Here is a 23497-nt window from a genome sequence, read left to right on the forward strand (position 1 = left end):
CCGACCGCGGAGCGGTCGACCGGTCGGAGCGCCCCGCGGATGGGGCGTCCGTTGCATTTCTGTCGAGGAGTGGTGATTACTTAACGTCGTCGTTCGATCGGCGCCACGTCACCCGGTTCCATGGGCCGTCATCCCGCCGACCACGGCGACGACATCCGACCACCGGCGGCGGCGATCCGGGCGACGATCTGGGCGACGCATCGACGACGACGACCGTCCCGACCGTTCATATGAGGACAACGCTCGTCAAAGCCCGATAGAAAGCCGGTAGAAGGAGTGAAAACCGAATTTTCGGAATCATCATTTATAACACCGGCGTTTATAAGGGGGGAGCACACATATAAAGGCGAACAATGACGAATCCCGCAGAGTCGATCGAGATTCAGAACGTGGTTGCATCGACGGGGATCGGGCAGGAACTCGACCTGGAGGCGCTGGCGGAGGACCTTCCCGGCGCGGACTTCAACCCGGACAACTTCCCCGGGCTCGTCTACCGGACCCAGGAGCCGAAGGCGGCTGCACTCATCTTCCGATCGGGCAAGATCGTCTGTACGGGCGCAAAGAGCATCGACGACGTCCACGAGGCGCTTGGGATCATCTTCGAGAAGCTTCGAGACCTCACCATCCCGGTCGAGGACGACCCGGAGATCACGGTCCAGAACATCGTCTCGAGTGCGGACCTCGGACACAACCTGAACCTGAACGCGCTGGCGATCGGCCTCGGGCTCGAGGACGTCGAGTACGAACCCGAACAGTTCCCCGGGCTCGTCTACCGAATGGACGATCCTGACGTGGTCATCCTGTTGTTCGGCAGCGGGAAGATCGTCATCACCGGCGGGAAACACACCCACGACGCCGAGGAGGCCGTCGAGGAGATCGTCGATCGCATCGAGGATCTCGGCCTCCTCGGATAGCACGGACTCGAGACGGGCCCGGATCGATGATCGGCGACCGACGGCGACGATCCGCCGTAATACCTTTGAGAGTGGACGTCGATGGATCAGGTAGTGGCATCCCGACGAGACGGATCGGGAGCCGGCAAGGCTCTCGATATCGTTCCGGGCGCCCCTGCGGGCGCGAACGAGGGGGCGTCCTCGGCATCGCACGCACGCCGGTCCGCAGTCGATCCCCCGGTCCGGGATCCGACCGCGTACGCGTTCACCGACCACTTTCTCGACCGCGTCACCCAACCCGGACGGTACGTGACCTTCGATGCGGTCCGTGAGGCGATCGTCCACGGACAGCTTCGGTGGAGCACCACCGACGGCTGGCGGTTCGCGTACACCGACGATGGGGTTCGATACGTGATCGTCGTCGAGGACACGGAGACACCGTCTCCGGTCGTCGTCACCGGGTGGACGGAGATCGTCGACCCGGAAGCCGCGCGTACCGCCCGTCGGTTCGACGCGACCGACGTGGAGACGATCGAGCTTCGGTCGGCGCTCAGCGCTCGGTCGGAGGAACGGATCCCCGACGAGATCCGTCCGCGGGAGGTCGATCGACCCTTCACGGTCGGAAACCACCGGGTTCGAACCGGCATCGGCGACGGATACGTCGTGTGTGCGGACTGTAACGGTCGGTTTCGGTCGAAGGAGACGCTCACGACGCGTCACTGTCGGTAACGACACTCGATGAGCCCCGGCGACTCCTCGGTTCCGAGCCGGCACGCATTTGCGCGAGCGCCACCATCGATCACCGGATGAGCGACGGCACAGACGAGCAGGACGCCGACGGAACGGCGGTCGCCGAAGAGTCGATCTCGCGGGAGACGTTCTTCGACGCGTTACAGGCTGAGGGGCGACCGGTGGCGACGGCCCAGCAGGTCGCTCGCCGGCTCGGAGTGACGCAATCGGCCGCACGCGAGGGGCTCGATCGGCTGGCGTCCGACGGGGACGTGGCTCGCGTCGACGTGGAGTCGGATCCGGTCGTGTTCTATCCGGCACGGTGGAACGACCTCGCGGCCCGCGAGCGAGTCGTCACCTTCCCGACCCGTCGGGAGATCGTGGTCGACCAACCGACACAGTACACACGCGCACAGCTGTCGCAGTTCGCACACCTCGTCGACACCTCGGGGACCGATCCCGGGACACGCGGGTACCTCTACCGGATTCGTCAGGAAGACGTCTGGGCAGCCCCGTTCGACGACGTGTCGGGGCTGCTCGCGAGCCTTCGGTCGGTACTGCCGAACAGACACGACCATCTCGAGGAGTGGATCCGCGACCAGTGGAAACGCGCGCACCGATTCCGGCTGTACACCCACGAGGAGGGCTACGTCGTCCTTGAGGCGGCCAGCGAGTCCCTGCTCGGCACGGTCGCCGAGGACCACCTCGCCGAGGACCACCTGCGGGCGCCGATCTCCGAGACGGAGGCGTGGGTCAACGAGTCGGCGATCGCCGCGATCAAGCGATCGCTCTACGAGGCCGGCTATCCGGTCGAGGACGACAGGGACCTCGAGGAGGGGGATCCGATCGACGTCGAACTGGCGGCGGATCTTCGGGACTACCAGGAGGGGTGGGTCGAAACCTTCCTCGAGAAGCGCTCCGGCGTCTACGTCGGCCCGCCAGGGTCCGGAAAGACGGTCGCGGCGATCGGCACGCTCGCGGCGGTCGGCGGCGAAACCCTGATCCTCGTTCCCTCACGCGAGCTGGCCGAGCAATGGCGGACGGAGCTGCTCACGCACACGACCCTGGACGCCGAACAGATCGGCCAGTACCACGGCGGGGAAAAGGCGATCCGACCGGTGACGATCGCGACCTACCAGACCGCCGGGATGGACCGCCATCGACAGCTGTTCGACACTCGGGAGTGGGGACTGATCGTCTACGACGAGGCTCACCACATCCCGAGCCCGGTCTTCTCTCGGTCGGCGGACCTGCAGGCGAAGCACCGACTGGGACTGTCGGCGACGCCGGTCCGGGAGACGGGCAACGAGGACGAGATCTACACCCTCATCGGGCCGCCGATCGGCGCCGACTGGGACGCCCTGTTCGAGGCCGGGTTCGTCCAGGAGCCCGAAATCGAGATCCGGTACGTCCCCTGGCGCGATGACGACGCGCGCAACGCGTACGTGAGCGCGGACGGGCGCGAACGATACCGGCTCGCCGCGAGCAACCCGACGAAGGCCACGGAGATCCGCAGCCTGCTGGAGGCGCATCCGGGCAAGAAGGCGCTCGTCTTCGTCGAGTATCTCGATCAGGGCGAGCGGATCGCCGAGGCACTCTCGGTCCCGTTCATCAGCGGCGAGACGCGCCACGCCGAGCGGTCCCGCCTGTTCGAGGCGTTCCGCGAGGGCGACCGGCACGTGCTCGTCGTCTCCCGGGTCGGCGACGAGGGTATCGATCTCCCGAACGCGGAGCTCGCGATCGTCGCGTCCGGGCTCGGCGGGTCGCGCCGTCAGGGCGCACAGCGAGCCGGCCGAACGATGCGTCCCACAGGGTCGGCGCTCGTGTACGTGCTCGCGACGCGCGGGTCCGCCGAGGAGGAGTTCGCACAGCGGCAGATGCGTCATCTGGCACAGAAGGGGATCCGCGTTCGAGAGACGACCGTCGATTCGTGACCGGTCGTCGCCTCATCGAGCGAGGCGACGTCGTCGTTGCCCGATCCACCGTCACCGCCTGCGGCGCCGTCACTCCGCCGACTCGTCGATCACGTACCGCAGCGGCTCCTCGTCGACGAGCCGTGCGTCACCGGTCGCAACCAGATCCGTGAGGTGGCTCGCGGCCTCCCCGGCGCCCATCTTGGCGTGGATCCCGTACAGCTCGCCGAAGAGGTCCTCCGCGATCTCCCACGGCGTCGCGGGATCCGGCGATCGCTCCGTCAGCGCATCGCAGACGTTTCCTCGACGTTCGCCGTGGTGATCCCGGATCGTTCCGATCCGATCGTCGAGATCGAGCGGCGTGCCGTGTCCCGGATACGCCGTCGTCGTCTCCGGGTCATACCGATCGTCAAGCCGGTCGAGCGTTCGGCGATAGGTCGACAGTGGATCCTCAAGGCGCGTATCTCCCCCGCCGACGTTCGGCGTGTACGTCGCGAGGACGGCGTCCCCGACGAAGAGGGCGCTCCGATCGTCGTCGCGCTCGTGCGCCTCGCCCTCAGACGTATCGCTCTCGTGATCACCCTGGTCGGCGATTCGGTCGTGGAACGCGACGTGCCCACGCGTGTGCCCGGGCGTGTCGATGACCTCCAAACCGGCAACGACGTCGCCGTCGTGAAGGTCGGACACGGGCGTTCGATCGGGCATCGGCGAGGGCGTGTCGCCGGCGACGACCGCCTCGACGGTCTCGTCGGGAACGCCCCAGTCTCGGAGCGCAGCCGCGTCACGATCGAGGCGACGATCGCGCGCGGTCGCGTACTCCCGGACGAGCGGGGCGTCGTCGGAGCCCATCCACAGCGTCGCGTCGGCTGCATCAGCGATCCGCGGCGCCGATCCGGCGTGGTCGACGTGCCAGTGAGTGACGAGGACGTGCTCGAGGTCTTCAGGGGCGAGACCCGCGGCGTCGATCCCCGACAGGAGCGTCTCGAAGGCCGCGTCACCGGGCGGTCCGGGGTCGATTAGGACGCCGCGCTCGGGCAGCAGGTACGCGCTGTTGGCTCCCTCCGGACTGCCGGCTCCGAACCCGATACGGATGACGTCGGCGGTCATCGTGGCGATCCTCCCGGCGTGGTGAACGGCACGGTCATCAGCCGGCAGTGGGCTCGCGAACGGGTTACGCCTGTCGACCGAGGCGTTGCTCGGGACCGCGATCAGTCCGGTTTCGACGGTGCGATCGACCCACGGGGACGGGACGAAAGAGAACCCTTAAGTCCGGGTCGTCACCTACGTAGGACCGTACCGGACTTAGCTCAGCTTGGTAGAGCAGCCGACTGTAGATCGGCTTGCCCCCCGTTCAAATCGGGGAGTCCGGATCCATTTTACAGCCGATTCGGAGTTTCTCGCTCGAACACCGTTATCGACCTCGACAGCGACTGACGACGCTCAGTACTCGCACACGTCGACATCGGGAATCCGAGTGAAATCCTTCGGATTCCCAGTGATCGCTGGGTCGTCGTGTCGGATCGCCGTCCAGATCTCGTCGGCCTCGACCTGGACGGCGATCGGCCACCGCGTTCTCTCGCGACACGGCAAAGCGCCCCACGGCGGTCGTGAAACGGAACTGTTTTAATTCGGTCAGTCATACCGACGGATGCGTTCAGACGAACGTGCTACACGCTCCGATGGTGTAGTCCGGCCAATCATATTGCCCTCTCGAGGCGATGACCTGGGTTCGAATCCCAGTCGGAGCATTTCATTCTCGATTCCGGTCCCGATATTCGACAGCCCGGCGTGTCGTCACCGATCGCAGTCGTCACCGATCGACGGTCGACACCCGTTTCCAGAGTCCTGGCAGATCCTCGAGACGGGTCCACCCGGCCGCCTCGTCGACGTCGTCGACAACGATGGTGATGTCCTCGAAGTACTCGTCGAGGACTGCGTCCCGTTCCATCGCCAGCGGCGGCGTGCAGTAGTCCTCCTCGATCCAGACGGCCTCGCCGGTGTCGGGGTCGAATTTCGCCCGCTCGAGGGCGGTGGTCAGCGCGCGGCCGAACGGTTCCATCGATTCGACGTCGCCGTCCCGGAGTCGCTCCCGGAGTTCCGCGAGCCGGTCGGTCGTCGGTCGTGCACGGACGAGTCTGTGTGCCATACTAGCACATACGAGTCACACGGAAAAACGTCTGCCGGCGGAGCGTCGCTGCCGACGGAGACAGTCCGCCGGCGGAGCGGCCAGCTACTGGGGCGTCCCTCAACCGAGCAGGTACCGCATCCACGGGTACCGATCGATCAGCGTCTCGCCGCCGACATCGTAGTTCTCGACGGCGGCGTCGAGCCCGAGGATCCGTCCGGCGCCGAAGGCGGCAACGGAGAGAAACACGAGCATATACGCGAAGTCGCCGTTGATGTAGCCGTGGGAGATTTCCCAGTTCCCGAGGTAGAACAGGAGCATCATGAACGCTCCCCAGAAGGCGGCAAGCCGAGTCATAAAGCCGACGATCAGCCCGAGCCCGATCAGGACTTCACCCCAGGGAACGGCGACGTCCACGAAGGAAACGAACCACGGCGTGTTCCCCATCGCGACGAACAGGTCCGCGACCGGGCTCCCGTTCGACGGCGGCGCGTTCTGGAGGTAGCCGGCCGCGCCGAAGCTCCCGGAGAGAACCTTGTCGACGCCGCTTTGGAGGAACGCGATCCCCATCATCAGTCGGAGCGCGAGGATGAACCAGACGCTCAACGTGTGTAACTGTCCCTGGGCGGTGAACCCGCCGATCGTACTTTCGAGCGTGACTTCTCGTGATGCCATACGTGTACGATATCCCGATGACCCCTTAAAATCACTCGCCGAATACGAACTGGAGGAATAGCAATATAATATACGTATCGAGTGCTGTATCGGATGCTATTTCGAGGTGACTCGATCGATCATCAAGATATCTCGGTTATAACTCAACTGATCTGGATTCATTGGAAACCCGGCAACATAGGAACGTCGCCGAGACGTCGTTAAGATGTTGCCGGAACGTCGCCGAGACGTTGCCGAAGCGTCGCCGAAACGTCGACGGTGCCATCCACGACGACGTCGTCGAGTCGACGCCGGGGAGGGGTGTGTCTTCACCACCAGCGGTTCTCGACGATCCGGTCGATCGCCTCCCGGAGCGTCGGCTCGTTGCGGGAGAACGTGAACCGGATCCAGTCGGCGTCGGCCTTGGGATCGGTGTAGAAGCTTCCGCCGGGGACCGCGGCGACGCCGGCCTCGCGGATCAGGCGGCGACAGAACTCGATGTCGGGCTCGTCGGTCGGGTGGCGTGTCATTACGTAGTAGGCCCCGTCCGGGCGAACGGGATCGAGACCAGCGCGCTCGAGGCCCTCACACAGCAGGTCCCGACGGCGTTCGTAGGAGTCGGCAAGCTCCGTGTAGTAGTCGTCGGAGAGCGACAGCGCCTCGACGCCGGCCCGCTGGAAGGGCGTCGGCGCACAGATGGTCGTGTAGTCGTGGACCTTCCGTAGCTCCGCGGAGAGGTATTCGGGGGCCAGACAGAACCCGACGCGCCAGCCCGTGACGCTGAACGTCTTCGACATGCCGGTACAGACGACGGTTCGATCGGCGAGATCGCCGACCGCGACCGGGCTGACGTAGTCGTCGGTGTAGACGATGTGCTCGTAGATCTCGTCGGTGAGGACGATCAGGTCGTGTTCGAAGACGATCTCCTCGATCCGCGCGAGTTCCTCCCGGGAGAAGACCTTCCCGGTCGGATTCATCGGCGTGTTCAACACGAGCACCGTTGCACGCTCGGCCGCGGCTTCGAGGGCCTCGAAATCGACCGTCAGATCGTCGGTGATGTCCAGCGGGATCGCCTCGGCGCCGGCGAACTGGCTCGCCGGGATGTAGCTCTCGTAGACCGGCTCGAAGTAGATCACCGCGTCGTCGCCGTCGACGAGCGAGAGCAGCGTCGACATCAGCGCCTCGCTCGTGCCGGTGGTGATCGTCACCTCGGTCTCCGGATCGTATCGAACGCCCTTCCAGTCGGCGTACCGGTCGGAGACGACCTCCCGAAGCTCGGGGAGCCCCCACGTGATCGTGTACTGGCTGTCGGTGTCGACCGCCTCCTTCGCTGCGGCCTTGATCGCGGGCGGGGTCTCGTCCTCGTCGGGGATACCCTGCGAGAGGTTGATCGCGTCGTGAGCGAGCGCTTCACGGGTCATCTCCCGGATCACGGACTCGGCGACCGCGTCGGTGCGATCGGTTCCGACGTCGACATCGGGCGTTCGCCGATCGGTCATACAGGGATCACCGGTCGACCGGCGGTGAGGGGTTGATCAGCGAGCGGGAGGACGTCGGGTGTCGTGGCTTCCGTGGGTTCGGCGGGGAGGACCGCCGACGGCCCGGTCGGAGGGAGTGAGTCGGTTCGTGACATCGTGGTGGATCGGATCGGTCGGAGAACCCGACCGAGACCGTTCGGTTACCGATGCTCGGCGGGGACGGGTCAAAACGGTTGCGAGAGTCGACCGGGAGGAAACCGGTTGCGGGAGACGATCAATTCGAACGGGGTGAAACCGGTTGTGAGGGACAGACGGGACTCGGTCGTCACGTGATCGCGTTCGGCGAAACGCTATTGACCGGTGCGCGCATCCGGACGGTAATGGCACGGCTCGAGCGGATCCGGGTGTTTCCGGTGAAGGGATTGGACGGGATCGACGTGGAGACCTCGGCGATCCGGGAGGGCGGCACGTTGGCGTACGACCGCAAGTTCGGGCTCGTCGACGAGGACGGCGAGGTCAGCAACGGGAAGGACTTCGAGACGATACACGATCTCCGGGCCGACTTCGACCCCGAAACGGGTGAGCTCCGCGTCGAGACGCCCGGCGGCGACCGGCGACGATTCGCGCTCGACGAGGCGGACGAGCGGTCGCGCGCGGGCGAGTGGTTCAGCAGCGTGTTCGACGCGGCGCTGACCCTGGAGCGGAACTCGTCGGTCGGGTTCGTCGACCGGCCGGATATGGGGCCATCGGTCATCAGCACGGAGACGCTGGAGACGGTCGCTGGCTGGTTCGACGATCTGACCGTCGAGGGAGCCCGCCGTCGGCTTCGGGCAAACGTCGAGGTGTCGGGCGTTGAGCCCTTCTGGGAGGACCGGTTCGTCGGCGACGACGCGCCGACGTTCACGGTCGGCGACGTCCGGTTCGAGGGCGTCACCCCGTGCGCGCGATGTGTGGTTCCCAGTCGGGACCCCGATACGGGGGAGCCGCTCCCGGAGTTCCGCACCCGATTCATCGAGAAGCGGCGCGAGACGTTCCCGAAGTGGGCCGACCCGGACGCGTTCGACCACCACTACACGCTGATGATCATCGCCAGGATCCTCGAGGGGAGCCGAAACGGGTCGATCGGCGTCGGGGACGAGGTCCACGTCGTCGATCGGTGACCCGAGCGCCGACCGATCATCGCTCCGATCGTGGATCCAGCGATGTTGCAGAGATAATCTCCGCTATCTGTGACGGCTCGCCCACTCGATATCGCTCGATACAGCCACGAAAGATCGGTTCTGCGGCGGTTGAATCGTCCCCGTTGACGTCGGCGTACCCGCGATAATCGCCGGCGGCGACGACCGAATGTCTGCGGGACCCGAACCCGGGTGTATGAACGGACCGACGAGATCGACGCGGCGCGGGTTCCTCGCGGCTGCCGGCGGAACGGCGGCGGTCGGGCTCGCCGGCTGTCTGGGCGGATCGGGGAACGGGCTCGACGAGGTGACCGTGGCACACATGCCGATCTATCCGGACCTGCAGTGGTACGTGATGGAGGGCGAGGGATTCTTCGCGGACGTGGACGCCGAGGTCGTGGGCCAGGAGTTCACCGACGGCCCGGCCATCATTCAGGCGCTCGGCGGCGGCGACATCGACGTCGCGATGTTCGGCATCGTCCCATCGATCATCGCGATCGACCGCGGACTGCCGGTCCAGGTGACGGCCGCCAACATCCACGAGATGCTGGGGATTATGGCCGACGAGGAGTTCCAGTCACTGTGGGAGGAACACGGCGCCGAGGCCTTCGCCGTCTGGGAGGAACAAACCGGTTCCCCCTTCGAGTTCGGGACGTTCCCGCAGGGATCGACGCCGGACGTCTTCCTGCGCCACTGGCTCTCGGACGGGCTCGGACTCGATCCCGACTCGGACGTGACGATCACCGAGATCAACGGCGCGAGCGCGGTCTGGCAGGCGATCGCCAACGGCGAGGTCGACGGTACCTCGATCATGGAGCCGGTGCCGACGATCGCCAGCGAGGAGGGGGCCGACGTCTCGCTGTTCAAGACCGCCGCCGAGATCATGCCCGGACAGCCGGGCGCGGTCGTGACGATGAGCGACACGGTTCGTGAAAGCGACCTCGCGGGACAGTTCCTCTCCGCGCACGTGCGGGCGACGGAGTTCATCCAGGAGAACCCAGACGAGACCGCCGTCCACGTCGAGGAGGGGATCGGAATGCCCGAGGACCGCGCACGAACGGCGCTGGAGTCGCCGCTATCGAACTTCATCACCGACCCCCGCGAGATCGAAAGCGGGACCGAGGTGTTCGCCCGCTTCGCCGAGGCGAACGGCCAGACCGACGAGCAACGGACGATCGACGAGATATTCGACTACAGCGTCTACGAGGGACTGTAAGGGGGACGGACGAGGAATGGGAACCGATACGACATCGACGGCGGCCGAGACGGAGGCCACCGGCGACCGAGTCACGCCGAAGGGTGCCGCCGAGACGCCGGAATCCACCGATCGAGTGGCCGTCCTCGAGCGGCTCACATCGCGGCGTGCGCGCTACGGGACCGGCGGGGTCACAGCGTTCGTCATCGGCTGGTTCCTCGTCTCGTTGACCCAGCCGTCCTACGTCCTCCCGACACCGGCGGCGGTCGCGACGACGTTCATCGAGGAGGCCAGTTCGGGCGGTCTCCTCGTCGCGATCGGACAGAGCGTGCTCCACTGGATACCGGGAACCATCGTCGGGACGGCCCTCGGCGTGGCGTGTGGGGTCGTCGCCGGCTGGAACCCGACGATCGACGAGGTTACCTCCCCCGTGGTTCGCCTGTTGCGTCCGGTGCCGCCGCTGGCGCTCATCGGGTTCGCGATCGCCTGGTTCGGGATCAATCACGCCGGGGCGGCGTTCATCATCGCGATCGGCGCGTTCTGGATCAACTTCTATGCGGCCTACGGCGGCGTCGAGGGCGTCTCCGAGGATCTGGTCGACGTCGGCCGGTCACTCGGCGTCGACGGCGATCGTGAACTGCTCCGGCACGTCGTCATCCCGGCGGCCTCCCCCGAGATACTCACCGGGATTCGCACCGGGATCGGCCGCTGTTGGATGCTGGTCGTCGCGGCCGAGATCTTCGGCGTTCCGGGGATCGGCCGCCGGATCCTCAGGGCCTCGAACAATCTGCAGGTCGACGTCGTGATCGCGTACATCCTCGTGTTGAGCCTGCTGTTCCTGATCGTCGACACCGCCTTCAGGGCGACACAGCGTCGCCTGCTCGTCTGGCGGGGTGAGACGCGATGACCGGGCCGGATCCCGGAGCGGGATCGGCGGCGCCAGCCGACGACGGGTCGGCCGCGTCCGCTTCCGACGACGGGCCGACGTCGTCTCCCGAGGAGTCGCTGACCGCGGACGCCGCATCCGTCCCCGGCGATCCGCGTGTGGAGGCACGCGGGCTGAGCAAGCGCTACGACACGCCGAACGGGACGGTGCGCGCGCTCGAGGACGTCTCCTTCGAGGTCGCTGACGGCGAGTTCGTCTGCGTCATCGGTCCCTCGGGGAGCGGCAAAACGACGCTGTTTCGGCTGATAGCCGGGCTTGAGGAGCCGAGTGAGGGGGCCATCTATCTCGGGGGCGACCGGGTCACGGATCCGGGACCCGATATGGGCGTCGTCTTCCAGGAGTATCACCTGTTCCCGTGGCGGACCGTCGCCGGAAACGTCCGGTTCGGCCTCGAACACACCGACGCGAGCGACGCTGAACGACGGGACCGCGTACAGCGGATGATCGACCTCGTCGGACTCACGGGATTCGAGGACAGCTATCCGACCGAGCTGAGCGGCGGGATGAAACAGCGCGTGGCGATCGCCCGCGCGCTCGCGGTCGATCCCGACCTCCTGTTGCTGGACGAGCCCTTCGGGGCGGTCGACGCACAGACGAAGGAGATGCTCCAGCGCGAGCTGCTCGACATCTGGAGCGAGACCGGCAAGACGGCGCTGTTCATCACCCACGACGTCGCGGAGGCGGTGACGCTCGCCGACCGCGTACTCGTGTTAGGATCCGATCCGGGACACCTCCAGGACGTGATCCGGATCGACCTCGACCGACCGCGCGATCGGGGCGACCCGGAATTCGGGGAGTACATCTCGCTGCTTCGCCACCGGATCGGCGCTGACGGGGATCGGTGACCGATCGCCGTTCACCCCGTTCCCGCACCGTTCATCCCGTTCACTCCGGACACCCCGATCACCCGTTGAACCGGATCTCGAACCGAACGCCGTCGAGGACCGCTGCGTCGTCGATCGCGATCGTCCAGCCGTGTGCGTCGACGATCTGCTCGACGCTCGCCATCCCCATTCCCGTCCCGTTCTCGTCGGTCTTCGTCGTGAACCCGGGTTCGAAGACGTCGTCACGATCATCGGGCGGAATGCCCGGGCCCGAGTCCTCGAGAAAGAATCCGCGGGGTTCGGGAGCGGCGCCCACAGATGCGCCGTCATCGCCGGATGTGTCGGCTGGCGCGTCCCTGCCGGATGTGTCGGCCGGCGCGTCCCCGCCGGACAGCGCGCCGATCCGAACCCGAACGTCCGACCCCCCGTGTTCGACCGAGTTGCCGATCAGGTTCTGGAGCAGCCGGAGGAGCGCGTTCTCGTCGCCCACGACCCGAATCGGTGCGTCGACCACCGCGACGCGGTCGTCATCGATGCCCTCGATCGATTCGGAGACGGTTCCGACGACCGACGCGAGGTCGACGGTCCCGGTCTCGGAGACGATCTCCCGGGACCGGAGCACCGACACGAGGTCCTCCCGAAGGTCGTCGACCCGGTCGAGCGCACGGACCGCCGCCTCGATGTGGTCCTCCTCGCCGTCCTCGAGCGCGAGCTCGAGTCGCCCACGGACCGTCGAGATCGGCGTCTGCAGGTCGTGGGAGACGACGCTCGCGAGTTCCTCGAACTGTTCGGTCTGCCGCTCGAGGCGGCGTTCACGGTGTTTTCGATCGGTGACGTCGCGGAACATCCACAGCCGACCGTAGTGGGTCCCGTCCTCGCCGGTGACGGGCGTCGTGTATCGGTCATACACTCGGCCGTCAGCGAGGTCGATCTCGTCGCGGCTCGTCGTCGTCGAATCGTCATACAGTCGTTCGACGGCGTCACGAAACGCCTCCGGGTCGGCGACCTGTCGGGCGACCTGATCGAGCACGACCGTGTCGTCTCCCTCCTCGAGGGCGTCGACCGGGACGTCCCAGAGCTCCGCGAACCGGTCGTTGTACGAGACGATGCGGCGATTCTCGTCGACGACGATGAGTCCGTCGAGGATGGCGTCCTGCTGGGCGTGAAGCAACGAGCGTTGGAACTCGAGTTCCGCCTGCTGCTCGCGGCGGTCCCGGTTGCGGAGCGCGCGGTGAACGATCTCGGCGACGTCGGTCGCGAACTGGACCTCGTCGTCGGTCCACTCGCGTGTCTCCTCGCGTTCCTCGTGACAGACGACGCCGACGACCTCGCCCTCCGACCGCAGGGTGGCATCAAGCAACGCGGACACGTCGTTCGGGTCGAGATAGTCGTCCGTCAACCCCGCCGTTCGGTCGTCCGCGCGGGCGTCGGTGGCAGCGATCGCGCGGTTGTCCTCGATGGCTGACACGTACTCGGCGTACTCCTCGGCGAGGAGTTCCTGCCCGTTCCGATGCGTATCGGCCTCGCGGTCGTAGTGGTCGACACACCGCAGGGCCGTCCCGTGTTGATCGAACAGCCACACGTTAGCAACAGGGACCTCAAGCACGTCGGTTGCGGTCTCGGTAACCTGGCGGATCGCGCGGTCGAACGATCCCGAGATCACCGCCTCGTGGGTCACCAGGTCCAGCAGCGCCTCCCGTTGTCGCTGTTGGCGTTGCCGGCGCCGTCGCTGCTCGGAGATGTCCTGTACCACACAGACGTGGCCGCCGGTGTCGAGTTGTGCGAGCGAGAGCCGCTCGGGGATCGTCGTTCCGTCGACGTGACGGCCGTAACTCTGCCCGGTCCAGCGGCCCTCCTCGGCGAGCCGGGGAAGGATCTCCTCGTTGAACCGCTTCGTCTCCTCCTCGGGGTACAACACCTCCCAGTGCTCGCCGACGAGGTCCTCCGGTTCGTAGCCGTAGAGGTTCGCGTACGCCTCGTTCAGGTAGATATAGTGGCCGCCCTCGTCGATGAGTCCGATCGCCTGTGTGGCGGTTTCGAGGGCCTGGTAGACGCGGTTGCGTTCGGCCTCGTAGCGGTACTGCTCGACGGCGTTGCCGATCCGGTTGGCGAGGAGTTCGTACTGTTCGGTGCCGCCCCGCTTCTGGAGGTAGTCGGTCGCGCCGGCGGCGATCGCCTCGCTTGCGACCTCCTCGGATCCCTTGCCCGTAAAGAGAATGAACGGGAGTGTCGGGTACTCCTCTCGAACGGCCTCCAGGAACGCGATGCCGTTGGTCCCGGGCATATCGTAGTCGCTAACGATACAGTCGATCCGGTCCGCCTCCGCGTCGAGTCGATCGCGGCCGGCGTCGACGCTGGTCTCGGAAACGACCGTTATCCGGTCGTTTACACGTTCCAGGAACGTGGCGACCAGCTCCCCGAATTCCGGCTGATCGTCGACGTGAAGAACCCGGATCTGGTCGGACATATCCGTTTCATCGCGCGCAGTGCGTAAAAATCGATCGGGGAACGGGCTGAACGGGGAACGGTCCGATCGGGGCGTCGAGTAGCGCGTCTCCGGATCAGCGCGTGTCGATGCCCAACACCGCGTAGAGTCCACACGTACTCAGGTAGCCCGTCGCAAGCAGGACGATCGCCGCGATCCCCAACACGAGCGCGACCACCGACGGTGCGGCGAGGGCGTTCGTGAGGATCGCCACCGAAACGATCCCGGCGACGGCACCGAGTCCGATCCGTACTGCCCGATCGATCTCACCGACGTTTGTGTCCATAGTCGGAGATACGTCCCCGTTCGACTTTACTATTGTGCTGTTTCCACCAGATCACACACGTTGATTGCGGAGCACGGGCGTTGATTTCGGATCACAGGAACCCACGTGTCCGAGGGGTCACCCACCCGATCGAAATCGGGATGTGGCTGCCGACCTCACGACGAGGTATGCCAACGAGATTCACTCCCGGACCCACGACGGTTCCGGAGGCGGTGCGGGACGCGATGGCCGCCGAACAGCCGAATCCCGACATCGAGGCGGCGTTCGCCGACCGGTACGCGGACGTGTGTGGAAAGCTCGCGACCGTCTACGGAACCGACCACGACGTCGTCGTGCCGGGCGGCGAGGGGATCCTGGGGCTCGAGGCGGCGATCGCGTCGCTCGTGGCCCCCGGCGACCGCGTGCTGTGCGTCTCGAACGGGCTCTACGGCGACGGGTTCGCGGACTTCGTCGAGTCGTACGGCGGCGAAGCGATCGTCGTCTCCGCACCCTATGAGGAGGGATACGACCTGGCGGCAGTGGAGGAGGCGCTCGAGGCGGCCGCGGCGGAGGGCGATCCCATCGAGGTGGCCACGCTGGTCCATTGTGAGACGCCGACGGGAACGCTCAACGACATCGGGCCGGCCCTCGATCGCCTCGAGAACCACGACGTGGTCAGCGTCGTCGACGCCGTCTCCGCACTCGGCGGTACGCCGGTCCCGACCGATCGGATCGACGTCTGTCTCGGAGCCTCCCAGAAGTGCTTCAGCGCACCACCCGGGCTCACGACGGCCGCGATCAGCGATCGCGCCTGGGACCGGATGGAGGAGCGTGACCCGGCGTCGTTGTACACGAACTTCCTGCCGTGGCGTGACGTCTCCGAGGGGTTCCCGTACACCCATTTGAGCGCGAACGTCGCCGCGCTCGACGTCGCGCTCGACCTGATCCTCGAGGAGGGACTCGACGACGTCTTCCAGCGCCACGAACGGGCCGCCGAACGCTGTCGCGCGCGCGGACGCGAACTCGGCCTCGATCTCTATCCAGACCCCGAACGGGCCTCGCCGACCGTGACCGCGTTCCACCTGCCGGGCGAGGCGACGGCGGTCCGGGACCGCGTCGAGGCGGAACACGACATCGTGCTCGCCACCGGGCTCGGCGATCTGGCCGACGACATCCTGCGGATCGGCCATATGGGGTACAACGCGGACGTCGAGGCGGTCGATCGCGTGATGGACGCCGTGGGCGCCGTCGTGGAGTAGTCAGCGGTCGTCGAGGAACCGACGCGTCCGGGCGGCAACGACCGCACGGAACGCATCCAGATCGACCGGCCGTGGATGCGCATACAACAGGTGGTGCTGCCGGCGGGCGACGTCCTCGAGGACGCGGTCATAGAGGGCGTCGAAGGTGACCTCCCGATCCGTCTCCGCGAGCCGGGTCGCGATCGTCTCGAACCGCCGGCGGGTCACGAACCGGTCAGCCGCGGCATCGGCGTCGAGACGGTCCGATACGGGATCATCGGGAGCGGAACCGGGAGCGGAACCGGAAGCGAACCCGAAGTCGGACCCGTCACGGAATTCGGGATGCTGAATCATCCCCCGGTGACCGGCTTTATCGCGTATCACGACCCCTTCGGCCGGCCCGTCGTAGTAGGCCGATCCGGGGATCGTGTACGAGTCGGGATCGAAATCGCGAGCTCGAACCTCACGATCGACGGCGTGAACGGCGTCGAGTCCGAGCTCCCCGAGTATCGACTCGACCGAGTCGGGCGGGAGGAACCCGCCCGCCGCGGCGGACCACACGTCGAACCCGAGAAACGACGGCGTCCGGTCCCAGTCGTAGTCGATCGTGTGCCGGTGTGTCGCCTCCCCGAAGAAGACCACGTCCTCGACGTCCGAAGCCGCGTTTCGAAGCGCCTCCCGGTCGAGTCGCTCACGGACGTGCCGCACCGCGTGACGGTACGGCTCGGGGATCTCGGCGGGGTCCATATAGACCCGGTCCCGGTCACCGAACCGAATGACGCCGGTATCCCGGAGCTGAAACCGGAGGTGTGCGCCGTCGACCTTCTCGAGGATCCACAGGTGACCGTCCTGCAGGAGGGCGTCCGGCGCGTTCTCGACTCGCGGGAGGGATGGATAGGTGTGCATCGAGTGGGTGCGATCGTGATCCGGACGATCGTCGACGGTCGACGGTCGTCGGCGGGAACGGGCGGTGGTCGATGATCGTCGACGGGAACGGACGATCGTCGATGATCGTCGACAGGAACGGACGATCGTCGATGTATGCCGCTGAGTGTCGGCGGGGATCCCCTGGGTCCGACCGTCTCAGATCCAGCCGTCCTCGACGAGGAGCTCCCCGTTGAGGATGGACGCGCCCGCGGCGCCGCGGATGGTGTTGTGCGCGAGGCAGTTGTACTTCACGCCGTCGGTCGTCGTCTGCACCCCGCCGGCGACGATCCCCATCCCGTTCGCGTAGGTTCGATCGAGGCGGGGCTGTGGACGCTCCGGCTCCGAATCGTCGAAGACCTTGATCAGCTGGTCCGGGGAGCTGTGGAGGTCAGCAGAGGGCTGATCGTGCATCGCCTCGCGAACCGCCTCGACGGAAGGGTCCTCCGAGAGCTCGGCAAAGACGTTCTCGAGGTGGCCATCGAGCGTCGGGATACGGTTACAGGAGGCCGAAACGTCGGCGTCGTGCATCGAGAGTTCGGCGCCGTCGAAGGAGCCGAGCAGCTTCCGGGATTCGGTCTCCATCTTCTCCTCCTCGCCGCCGATGTGGGGGATCGCGTTGTCGATGATCTCCATCGAGGTGACGCCGGAGTAGCCGGCGCCGGAGACGGCCTGCAGCGTCGCGATATGTGCACGTTCGAGTCCGAAGCGGTCGAGGGCCGCGAGGGTCGGGACCATCGTGATCGTCGAGCAGTTCGGGTTCTTCACGAGCGCGCCGTCCCAGCCGCGCTCGTCGCGCTGGACGTCGATCAGTCCGAGGTGGTCCGGGTTGATCTCGGGGATCGTCAGCGGGACGTCCTCGGCCATCCGGTCGTTCGAGGAGTTCGAGGAGACGACGTAGCCGGCCTCGAGGAACGGCGGCTCGACCGCCGCGGCGACGTCGGAGGGCAGCGACGAGAAGAGCAGGTCGATATCGTCAGGCACCGCTGACGGGTCGGTTTCGACGACCTCCATCTCGGCGACGTCGTCGGGGATCGGTGTGTCAACACGCCACTTGGCGGCTTCGCGGTACGTCTTCCCGGCGCTGGCCTCGCTCGCGGTGACCGCGGCGAGTTCGAAGGTCGGGTGGTCGTCGAGCAGTTGGATGAATCGCTGTCCGACGGCGCCGGTGGCGCCGAGGATGCCGACTCGTACAGTCATTGCTGGGTGTGGGTCGTTCCCGCATAAGTGCGTTCGGATTCGTGGTGACGGTTCGGATCGACGGGCGCCGTTCGAAGCCGAGACGATGGATCATCGGGATATTCGATCTGTGGCCGGGTTCTTCCCTCGTTGGTCAGCCGGAGTCGTCCATCCGTTGGTCGGAGCGCTGCAGTCCGCTGGGGCACTGCCGTCTGCTGGATCGATGCAGCCAATTGGGGTGGTGCAGCCTGTCGGGGTGGTGCAGCCTGTCGGGGTGGTGCAGCCTGTCGGGTGATGGATGGCTGTGTCGGACAGATGGTGGTTCGACCGTGGCCGAATCGCCGATCTGGATAGGTTTTTAAGTACTTCCCGGTCGAATCGATCGGAATATGGTTGAATTCGGTGCCGCATCACTGATCCCACCCGTGCTCGCGATCGCCTTGGCGATCGTGACTCGCAAGGCGGTACTGTCGCTGTTCTTGGGCATCTGGTCCGGGGGCGTGATTCAGGCCGGGGGACCGACCCTCCTCGGGGACCCCGTCGGGTGGGTCTCCGGGGTTGTCGCGGCCGGGTTCGGCTTCTTCCCGGCGTTCGACTGGATCATCGCGGCGATCGCCGGGGAGTTCCACGCGACGATCATCGTCTTCACGCTGCTTTTGGGATCGGGAGTGGCGATGGTCTGGAACCTCGGGGGGTCGTACGCGATCCGGGACTGGGCCCTCAAACGGCTCACGACCCAGCGAAAGGCCGGCGTCTCGATCGCCGTCCTCGGCGTGATCCTCTTTTTCGACGACTACGCCAACACCGCGATCGTCGGGAGTTCGATGAAGGACGTGTCGGATCGGTTGCGGATCTCCCGGGAGAAACTCTCCTACCTCGTCGACTCGACGGCGGCGCCGGTCGCGACGCTGGGGATCTCCTCGTGGGTTGCCTTTCAGCTGTCCCTCATCAGTGACGGGTACGAGGCCGCAGGCGTGAGCGACCACCCACCCGTCTTCGAGGTGTTCGTGAACTCGATCCCGTTCAACATGTACGCGATCCTCGCGATCGTGATGGTGTTCGTCATCGTCCTCTCGGGACGGGACTACGGCGAGATGCTCGCCGCTGAACATCGGTCGTGGTCCACCGGAAAGGTCAACCGTGAGGAGGCCCGGCCGATGCAGGACGTCGCCGCCGAACTCGGCGATCCGTCCGCGGCGAACCCGCGACTCATCAACTTCTTCGGTCCCGTCGCGGTGCTCATCGTCGTCACGCTCATCGGCGCGTTGTGGACCGGCGGGTTCACACCTGGCGGGTTCCTTGCGGACCCGACCGGGGCCCTCTGGGACGGCGTCACCAATGCCGCCTACGACAAGGCGCTGTTGTACGGATCCTTCGCGATGGTCGTCACCGGGTTCGTCCTCGGGAAGGCGTACGGGATCTTCGGGCTCGGCGAGGCCACGGACACGACGATCGACGGGTTCGGCATTATGTTGACCGCGGTCTCCATCCTCTCGCTCGCGTGGGGGATCGGCGAGGTAGTGAGCGCACTCGGTACCGGCGAGTACGTTGCCGGCGTGGCCGAGGGCGTCGTGAACCCGGCGATCCTGCCCGCACTCGTGGTGGTCATTGCGGCGTTTATGGCCTTCTCGACGGGGACCTCCTGGGGAACGATGGGCATTCTCACCCCGATCGTCATCCCCGTCGCGTGGTCGATTACCGGCGGCGGCGCCGCGGGCCACACGCTCGTCGCGGCGATGGTTGGGGCGATCTTCTCCGGATCGATCTTCGGCGACCACACCTCGCCGATCTCCGATACGACCGTCCTCTCCGCGACGTTCACCGGCGCCGACCTCATCGACCACGTTCGAACCCAGCTGTACTACGCCGGCACCGTCGGGATCGTCGCGATCGTCCTCCTGCTCGTGTGGGGATACGTCGGCATCTCGCCGGTCGTGTTGCTCCCGATCGGTGCGGTCGTCCTCGTGGGCCTCGTCTACGGGCTCTCGGAGTTCGATGCACGTCGTCGCGGCATCTCGCCGATCGCCGCGAACACGCCACGCGAGGACGTCGGGGAGACGGACGCGGGCGTGGACACGGACGTTGGATCGGAGTGATGCGGTCGGGTGAGTACAGCGGTTGTGGTGGGCGAACGGGGTGGATCCCCGAAATCCGAGGTCGTCGGACGTCTTAAGAACGTGTAGTCGCTAAGGGGCGTACGCGCCTTCAGTCCCCGCCGGAGTATTCCCGACTGGGAGCGATGACCGAGCGGCGAACCCGGGCGCGATACATCCCCGTCCGAGCGCGTTCGATCGCGTTCGGACCGTCCGCCGGAACGTCTCCGGCCGCCCGGCACGAGGGTTTCCCGGTCGACACGGCACGCCGCCGGAGATGAGACCGGTCGTTAGTGTTCCGGGCGTACATCTCAAACTACTGTAGATACATCTCCAGCGCGGTAACGACATCCCTTACGAACTCGTCTGTGACACGTCCCTGCCACGCAACCAAGTCTTCGATACGGGGTGAATGAACCGCCCACGGTGAAATAAACGACTGTTGCGGTACGCCACCAATCGTCCATACATCCGGTTCCAGTGCGATTGAGTCCTCATATTCTTTCGTCGAGATGGCGACCGCGAGGAATTGTTCGTCACTGAACGGATGCGAATCGTTGTTGACAATTAGCCACGGTCGTTGGTTATCGTCGCCCAGTTTGAACGGATCCATGCTTCGAACCACGTCACCTTGCTCCGGCTGCATTTATCCGTCTCGCTCGCTGGGATGTGGTTCGTCGGGGGCAACGGCGTCCCACTCGTCCGGATTGATCCCCTCGTCTTCCTCATCCAGACGTTCCGTGATAGCGTGAAGGTCATAGGCGTCTCTCACCCGATCCAGATCCTCTGCTATCGCCCAGTACTTTCCTTTGTGTCTAACGAGATTACGCTGCTTCAGCCGAGAGAGTGCAGTTCCGGCTGTGTTCGGATCTTCGTCAATTCCGGTTGCAATCTCGGAACGAGTGAACGCGTTATCCCTGTTCGTGTACAGATAGGTGAGCACCTGCTCGGGAACGCTCGGGCCGTTGGGCAGCTCACCAGTTTCGAACTCTTCGATACGTACTGGCATACACTGTACTTAGTGTACTGACGTAATGAATGTACTGCTGTACTGGATCTGTCGTCGTGGCCGAATTCGACCGTAAAAAGGTCGCGTTTCACTTCCACCGAGCCTACTAGTGAAGTACCTCGGGGTCAAGCCCCGAGGCACTCGCCCTGTTCAGCCTGTAGATCCTCGCCCGGTGTGTTCCGGGCGTACATTTCGAACTACTGCAGATACGTCTCTAGTGCGGTAACGACATCCCTGACGAACTCGTCGCGACCTGTGCGCCCCTGGTTGAGACCCATCTCGTCGAGTCGGACGCCGACGAGACGATCGAGCGGCGGCTGTTTTAACGGCGATCGGTGGATGGATTTTGAGTCGGAAACGAGGTGATCCGTGGACCTTCATACCTGCCCGTTGAACGGGTGGCGTATGGTGTTGCGTGCGCGACGAACGGCGTTTTATGTCGGGTTGGTGGTGGCGACGACCGTCCTCTTTACTCTCGTGTACAACACCGGAATGGCGGTCTGGGAGGGGCGACCCCAGCCCCTGTATCGATCGCTCGAGGTGGTCGTGCAGAGCTTCACGACGACCGGGTACGGGGAGGACTCGCCGTGGCAGTCGCCGCAGATGAACGCGCTCGTGATCACGATGCAGCTGGCCGGAATCGGGCTGATCCTGACCGGCGTCGACGTCTTCGCGGTGCCGTGGCTGCGGGAGGCGGTGACGCCGAGTCCGCCGGAGTCGATCGACGTCGGTCCCGGCCACGTGGTGATCTGTGCGTACACGCCGCGGACGGAGGCGTTCATCTCGGAGCTCGAGGCACGCGGGCGCGCGTACGCACTCGTCGAACCCGACGCGGAGACGGCACGCGAACTTCACGACGAGGGCTACCGAGTGGTTCACGGCGATCCGGAATCGACGGCGGCGCTCGAGAACGTGCGGATCGAAACCGCACGGACGGTTGTCGCGGATTCGACCGACGACGCGAACGCCAGCATCGTGCTCGCGGCCCGCGACGCGAACCCGGACGTCCGCGCGATAACGCTCGTGACCGATACCGATCTGGCTCGGTATCACCGCGCTGCCGGCGCGGACGAGGTGCTCTCACCGCGACAGCTTCTGGGCCGAAGCCTGATCGGCGAGATTCCGACCGCGGTCGCGACCGACGTCGACGACGGCGTGACGCTTGGTGAGGATTTCCAACTCGTGGAGATGGCCATCGCCGAGGACAGCACCGTCTCTGGGCGCCGGTTCGATGAGATACACGTTCGCGAGCGGTTCGGCGTGAACGTGATCGGGGTGTGGACCAACGGAGACTTTCAGACGCCAGTCGAGCCGAGCGCTCGGCTCGATGCGGGCACACGGGTGCTCGTCGTCGGCGATCCGGAGCGGATCGAGACGTTCCGGGAGGCGACCGAGGCGACGGTTCATACCTTCCCCTCCCAGCGGATCGTCCTCGCCGGGTACGGCGATTCAGGGCGGGCGGCCTACGAAGCACTCGCTCGAGCGGGGTCCCACGTGACGGTTCTCGACCTCGTCGAGACCGGAAGAAGTGGACGGATCGCGAGCACGGGGGACGGTGGAGGACCGTCCTCCCGGGATGAGGGTGACGAGTCCGTTGGTGGGTTGGATCCCGAGATGGACATGCTCGATTCACGACCGGACGTGTCGTCACCCTGGGGGAATGATGGACCGACCGGGGAAGCCGACGCACCGGGATCGGGGGTGGATGAGGCGGCCGACGTGGTGGACGTCGTTGGGGACGCACGGGACCCGGCGGTTCTCGATGCGGCCGGGATAACGGAGGCGTCGGTGTTGGTCCTCACGATCGGCAACGATACGACGACGATTTTCACGACGCTGATCGCTCGAGAGCTGAATCCCGATCTCGACATCGTGGCCCGAGCCAACGACGACGCGAACGTGGAGAAGCTGTATCGGGCGGGTGCCGATTACGTCCAGTCCTTGGCGACCATCAGCGGTCGGATGTTGGCCTCCACGGTGTTCGAGGACGAGGAGGTTCTCGCCTACGACAAGCGGATCAACGTGGTGCGGCTCCCCGCCGGCTCGCTCGCGGGATCGACGATCGCGGGCGCGGACGTCCGGGGACAAACCGGCTGTACGATCGTCGCCGTCGAGCGTGGTGGATCGACGATACACGGGTTCGATCCCCACACGTTTGAGGTTGGAGGCGAGGACGAGTTGGTCATCGTCGGGACCGACGACGACGTGAAGCGGTTCGAGCGCGAGTTCGGAGAGTGAATCGGGATTGGAGAGTGAACCGGGGTTGGAGAGTGAACCGGGGTTGGAGAGTGACCCGGGGTAGCACGGGAGAACGACGGTGCACGCTTAACCTGACGTAGGCTGGAGAGACATGAATCGAAGAGGCAAAG

At 65.7% G+C, this 23497-nt stretch carries 21 protein-coding genes and 2 tRNA genes; 13 read left to right on the forward strand and 10 right to left on the reverse strand.

What is annotated here, in order from left to right; translation table 11 throughout:
- The 4 genes from OQF70_RS12925 to OQF70_RS12940 all read left to right on the forward strand — a co-directional run.
- Positions 1-260: hypothetical protein (locus tag OQF70_RS12925; protein ID WP_280538078.1), on the forward strand; the 260-nt coding region annotated here is incomplete at its 5' end.
- Positions 261-353: 93 nt separating this feature from the next.
- A complete protein-coding gene (locus OQF70_RS12930; protein WP_092815717.1) occupies positions 354-914 on the forward strand; it encodes a TATA-box-binding protein in 561 nt (186 codons plus the stop codon).
- A gap of 93 nt (positions 915-1007) precedes the next feature.
- Positions 1008-1622, forward strand: a complete 615-nt coding sequence (locus OQF70_RS12935) for a hypothetical protein (protein WP_280538080.1) — start codon at positions 1008-1010, stop codon at positions 1620-1622.
- Positions 1623-1699: 77 nt separating this feature from the next.
- Positions 1700-3556 carry a DEAD/DEAH box helicase gene (locus OQF70_RS12940; protein ID WP_280538082.1) on the forward strand — a complete coding sequence of 619 codons (1857 nt, stop codon included), beginning with the start codon at positions 1700-1702 and terminating at the stop codon, positions 3554-3556.
- A 69-nt stretch (positions 3557-3625) separates the two neighbouring features.
- Here OQF70_RS12940 and OQF70_RS12945 read toward each other — a convergent pair whose 3' ends face one another.
- Complete coding sequence (locus OQF70_RS12945) at positions 3626-4642, reverse strand: MBL fold metallo-hydrolase (RefSeq protein WP_280538084.1); 1017 nt, start codon at positions 4640-4642, stop codon at positions 3626-3628.
- Between the two features lie 189 nt (positions 4643-4831).
- Here OQF70_RS12945 and OQF70_RS12950 point away from each other — a divergent pair.
- Positions 4832-4905: transfer RNA gene (locus OQF70_RS12950), tRNA-Tyr, on the forward strand.
- 303 nt (positions 4906-5208) lie between these two features.
- A tRNA-Glu gene (locus OQF70_RS12955) sits at positions 5209-5283 on the forward strand.
- A gap of 62 nt (positions 5284-5345) precedes the next feature.
- On the opposite strand, the gene OQF70_RS12960 is transcribed toward OQF70_RS12955, so the two are convergent.
- The 3 genes from OQF70_RS12960 to OQF70_RS12970 form a co-directional block, all read right to left on the reverse strand.
- A complete protein-coding gene (locus OQF70_RS12960; protein ID WP_280538086.1) occupies positions 5346-5681 on the reverse strand; it encodes a hypothetical protein in 336 nt (111 codons plus the stop codon).
- Between the two features lie 99 nt (positions 5682-5780).
- Positions 5781-6335 (reverse strand): DoxX family protein, encoded by a 555-nt coding sequence (locus tag OQF70_RS12965; RefSeq protein ID WP_280538088.1) that lies wholly within the window; start codon positions 6333-6335, stop codon positions 5781-5783.
- Between the two features lie 308 nt (positions 6336-6643).
- Positions 6644-7735 (reverse strand): pyridoxal phosphate-dependent aminotransferase, encoded by a 1092-nt coding sequence (locus OQF70_RS12970; RefSeq protein ID WP_280538114.1) that lies wholly within the window; start codon positions 7733-7735, stop codon positions 6644-6646.
- A gap of 437 nt (positions 7736-8172) precedes the next feature.
- Here OQF70_RS12970 and OQF70_RS12975 point away from each other — a divergent pair, with 437 nt between their 5' ends.
- The 4 genes from OQF70_RS12975 to OQF70_RS12990 all read left to right on the forward strand — a co-directional run bounded on the left by OQF70_RS12975 (position 8173) and on the right by OQF70_RS12990 (position 11956).
- Positions 8173-8952, forward strand: coding sequence for an MOSC N-terminal beta barrel domain-containing protein (locus OQF70_RS12975; RefSeq protein WP_280538090.1), 780 nt, complete (start codon positions 8173-8175; stop codon positions 8950-8952).
- 214 nt (positions 8953-9166) lie between these two features.
- Complete coding sequence (locus OQF70_RS12980; RefSeq protein ID WP_280538092.1) at positions 9167-10186, forward strand: ABC transporter substrate-binding protein; 1020 nt, start codon at positions 9167-9169, stop codon at positions 10184-10186.
- Positions 10187-10202: 16 nt separating this feature from the next.
- Entirely contained in the window at positions 10203-11072 is an 870-nt protein-coding gene (locus OQF70_RS12985; RefSeq protein WP_280538094.1) for an ABC transporter permease, read from the forward strand.
- Positions 11069-11956 (forward strand): ABC transporter ATP-binding protein, encoded by an 888-nt coding sequence (locus OQF70_RS12990; protein WP_280538096.1) that lies wholly within the window; start codon positions 11069-11071, stop codon positions 11954-11956. The genes OQF70_RS12985 and OQF70_RS12990 overlap by 4 nt, the downstream gene beginning before the upstream one ends.
- A 58-nt stretch (positions 11957-12014) precedes the next feature.
- Here OQF70_RS12990 and OQF70_RS12995 read toward each other — a convergent pair whose 3' ends face one another.
- Positions 12015-14402 (reverse strand): PAS domain S-box protein, encoded by a 2388-nt coding sequence (locus tag OQF70_RS12995; RefSeq protein WP_280538098.1) that lies wholly within the window; start codon positions 14400-14402, stop codon positions 12015-12017.
- A gap of 94 nt (positions 14403-14496) precedes the next feature.
- A complete protein-coding gene (locus OQF70_RS13000; RefSeq protein ID WP_280538100.1) occupies positions 14497-14706 on the reverse strand; it encodes a DUF2892 domain-containing protein in 210 nt (69 codons plus the stop codon).
- Between the two features lie 167 nt (positions 14707-14873).
- Between OQF70_RS13000 and OQF70_RS13005 the strand changes: the two genes are divergently transcribed.
- Positions 14874-15944: an aminotransferase class V-fold PLP-dependent enzyme gene (locus OQF70_RS13005; protein ID WP_280538102.1), complete on the forward strand. Its 1071-nt coding sequence runs from the start codon at positions 14874-14876 to the stop codon at positions 15942-15944.
- Here OQF70_RS13005 and OQF70_RS13010 read toward each other — a convergent pair whose 3' ends face one another.
- Both OQF70_RS13010 and asd read right to left on the reverse strand, forming a co-directional pair.
- On the reverse strand, positions 15945-16829 hold the full coding sequence (locus tag OQF70_RS13010) for an RNA ligase family protein (RefSeq protein WP_280538104.1): 885 nt from the start codon (positions 16827-16829) through the stop codon (positions 15945-15947).
- A gap of 177 nt (positions 16830-17006) precedes the next feature.
- A complete protein-coding gene (gene asd, locus OQF70_RS13015) occupies positions 17007-18047 on the reverse strand; it encodes an aspartate-semialdehyde dehydrogenase (protein ID WP_280538106.1) in 1041 nt (346 codons plus the stop codon).
- A 368-nt stretch (positions 18048-18415) separates the two neighbouring features.
- On the opposite strand from asd, the gene OQF70_RS13020 reads away from it, so the two are divergent.
- Complete coding sequence (locus OQF70_RS13020) at positions 18416-20122, forward strand: Na+/H+ antiporter NhaC family protein (RefSeq protein WP_280538107.1); 1707 nt, start codon at positions 18416-18418, stop codon at positions 20120-20122.
- 313 nt (positions 20123-20435) lie between these two features.
- Here OQF70_RS13020 and OQF70_RS13025 read toward each other — a convergent pair whose 3' ends face one another.
- The gene (locus OQF70_RS13025) at positions 20436-20765 is read right to left on the reverse strand and encodes a hypothetical protein (protein WP_280538109.1); all 330 of its coding nucleotides are present in this window, start codon (positions 20763-20765) and stop codon (positions 20436-20438) included.
- The gene (locus OQF70_RS13030) at positions 20766-21128 is read right to left on the reverse strand and encodes a hypothetical protein (protein ID WP_280538111.1); all 363 of its coding nucleotides are present in this window, start codon (positions 21126-21128) and stop codon (positions 20766-20768) included. It abuts the gene before it with no gap.
- Between the two features lie 405 nt (positions 21129-21533).
- On the opposite strand from OQF70_RS13030, the gene OQF70_RS13035 reads away from it, so the two are divergent.
- A complete protein-coding gene (locus tag OQF70_RS13035) occupies positions 21534-23366 on the forward strand; it encodes an NAD-binding protein (RefSeq protein WP_280538112.1) in 1833 nt (610 codons plus the stop codon).
- Positions 23367-23497 lie beyond the last annotated feature (131 nt).

The sequence above is a fragment of the Halopenitus sp. POP-27 genome, assembly GCF_029889855.1.
In the GTDB taxonomy this organism is placed as follows: domain Archaea; phylum Halobacteriota; class Halobacteria; order Halobacteriales; family Haloferacaceae; genus Halopenitus; species Halopenitus malekzadehii.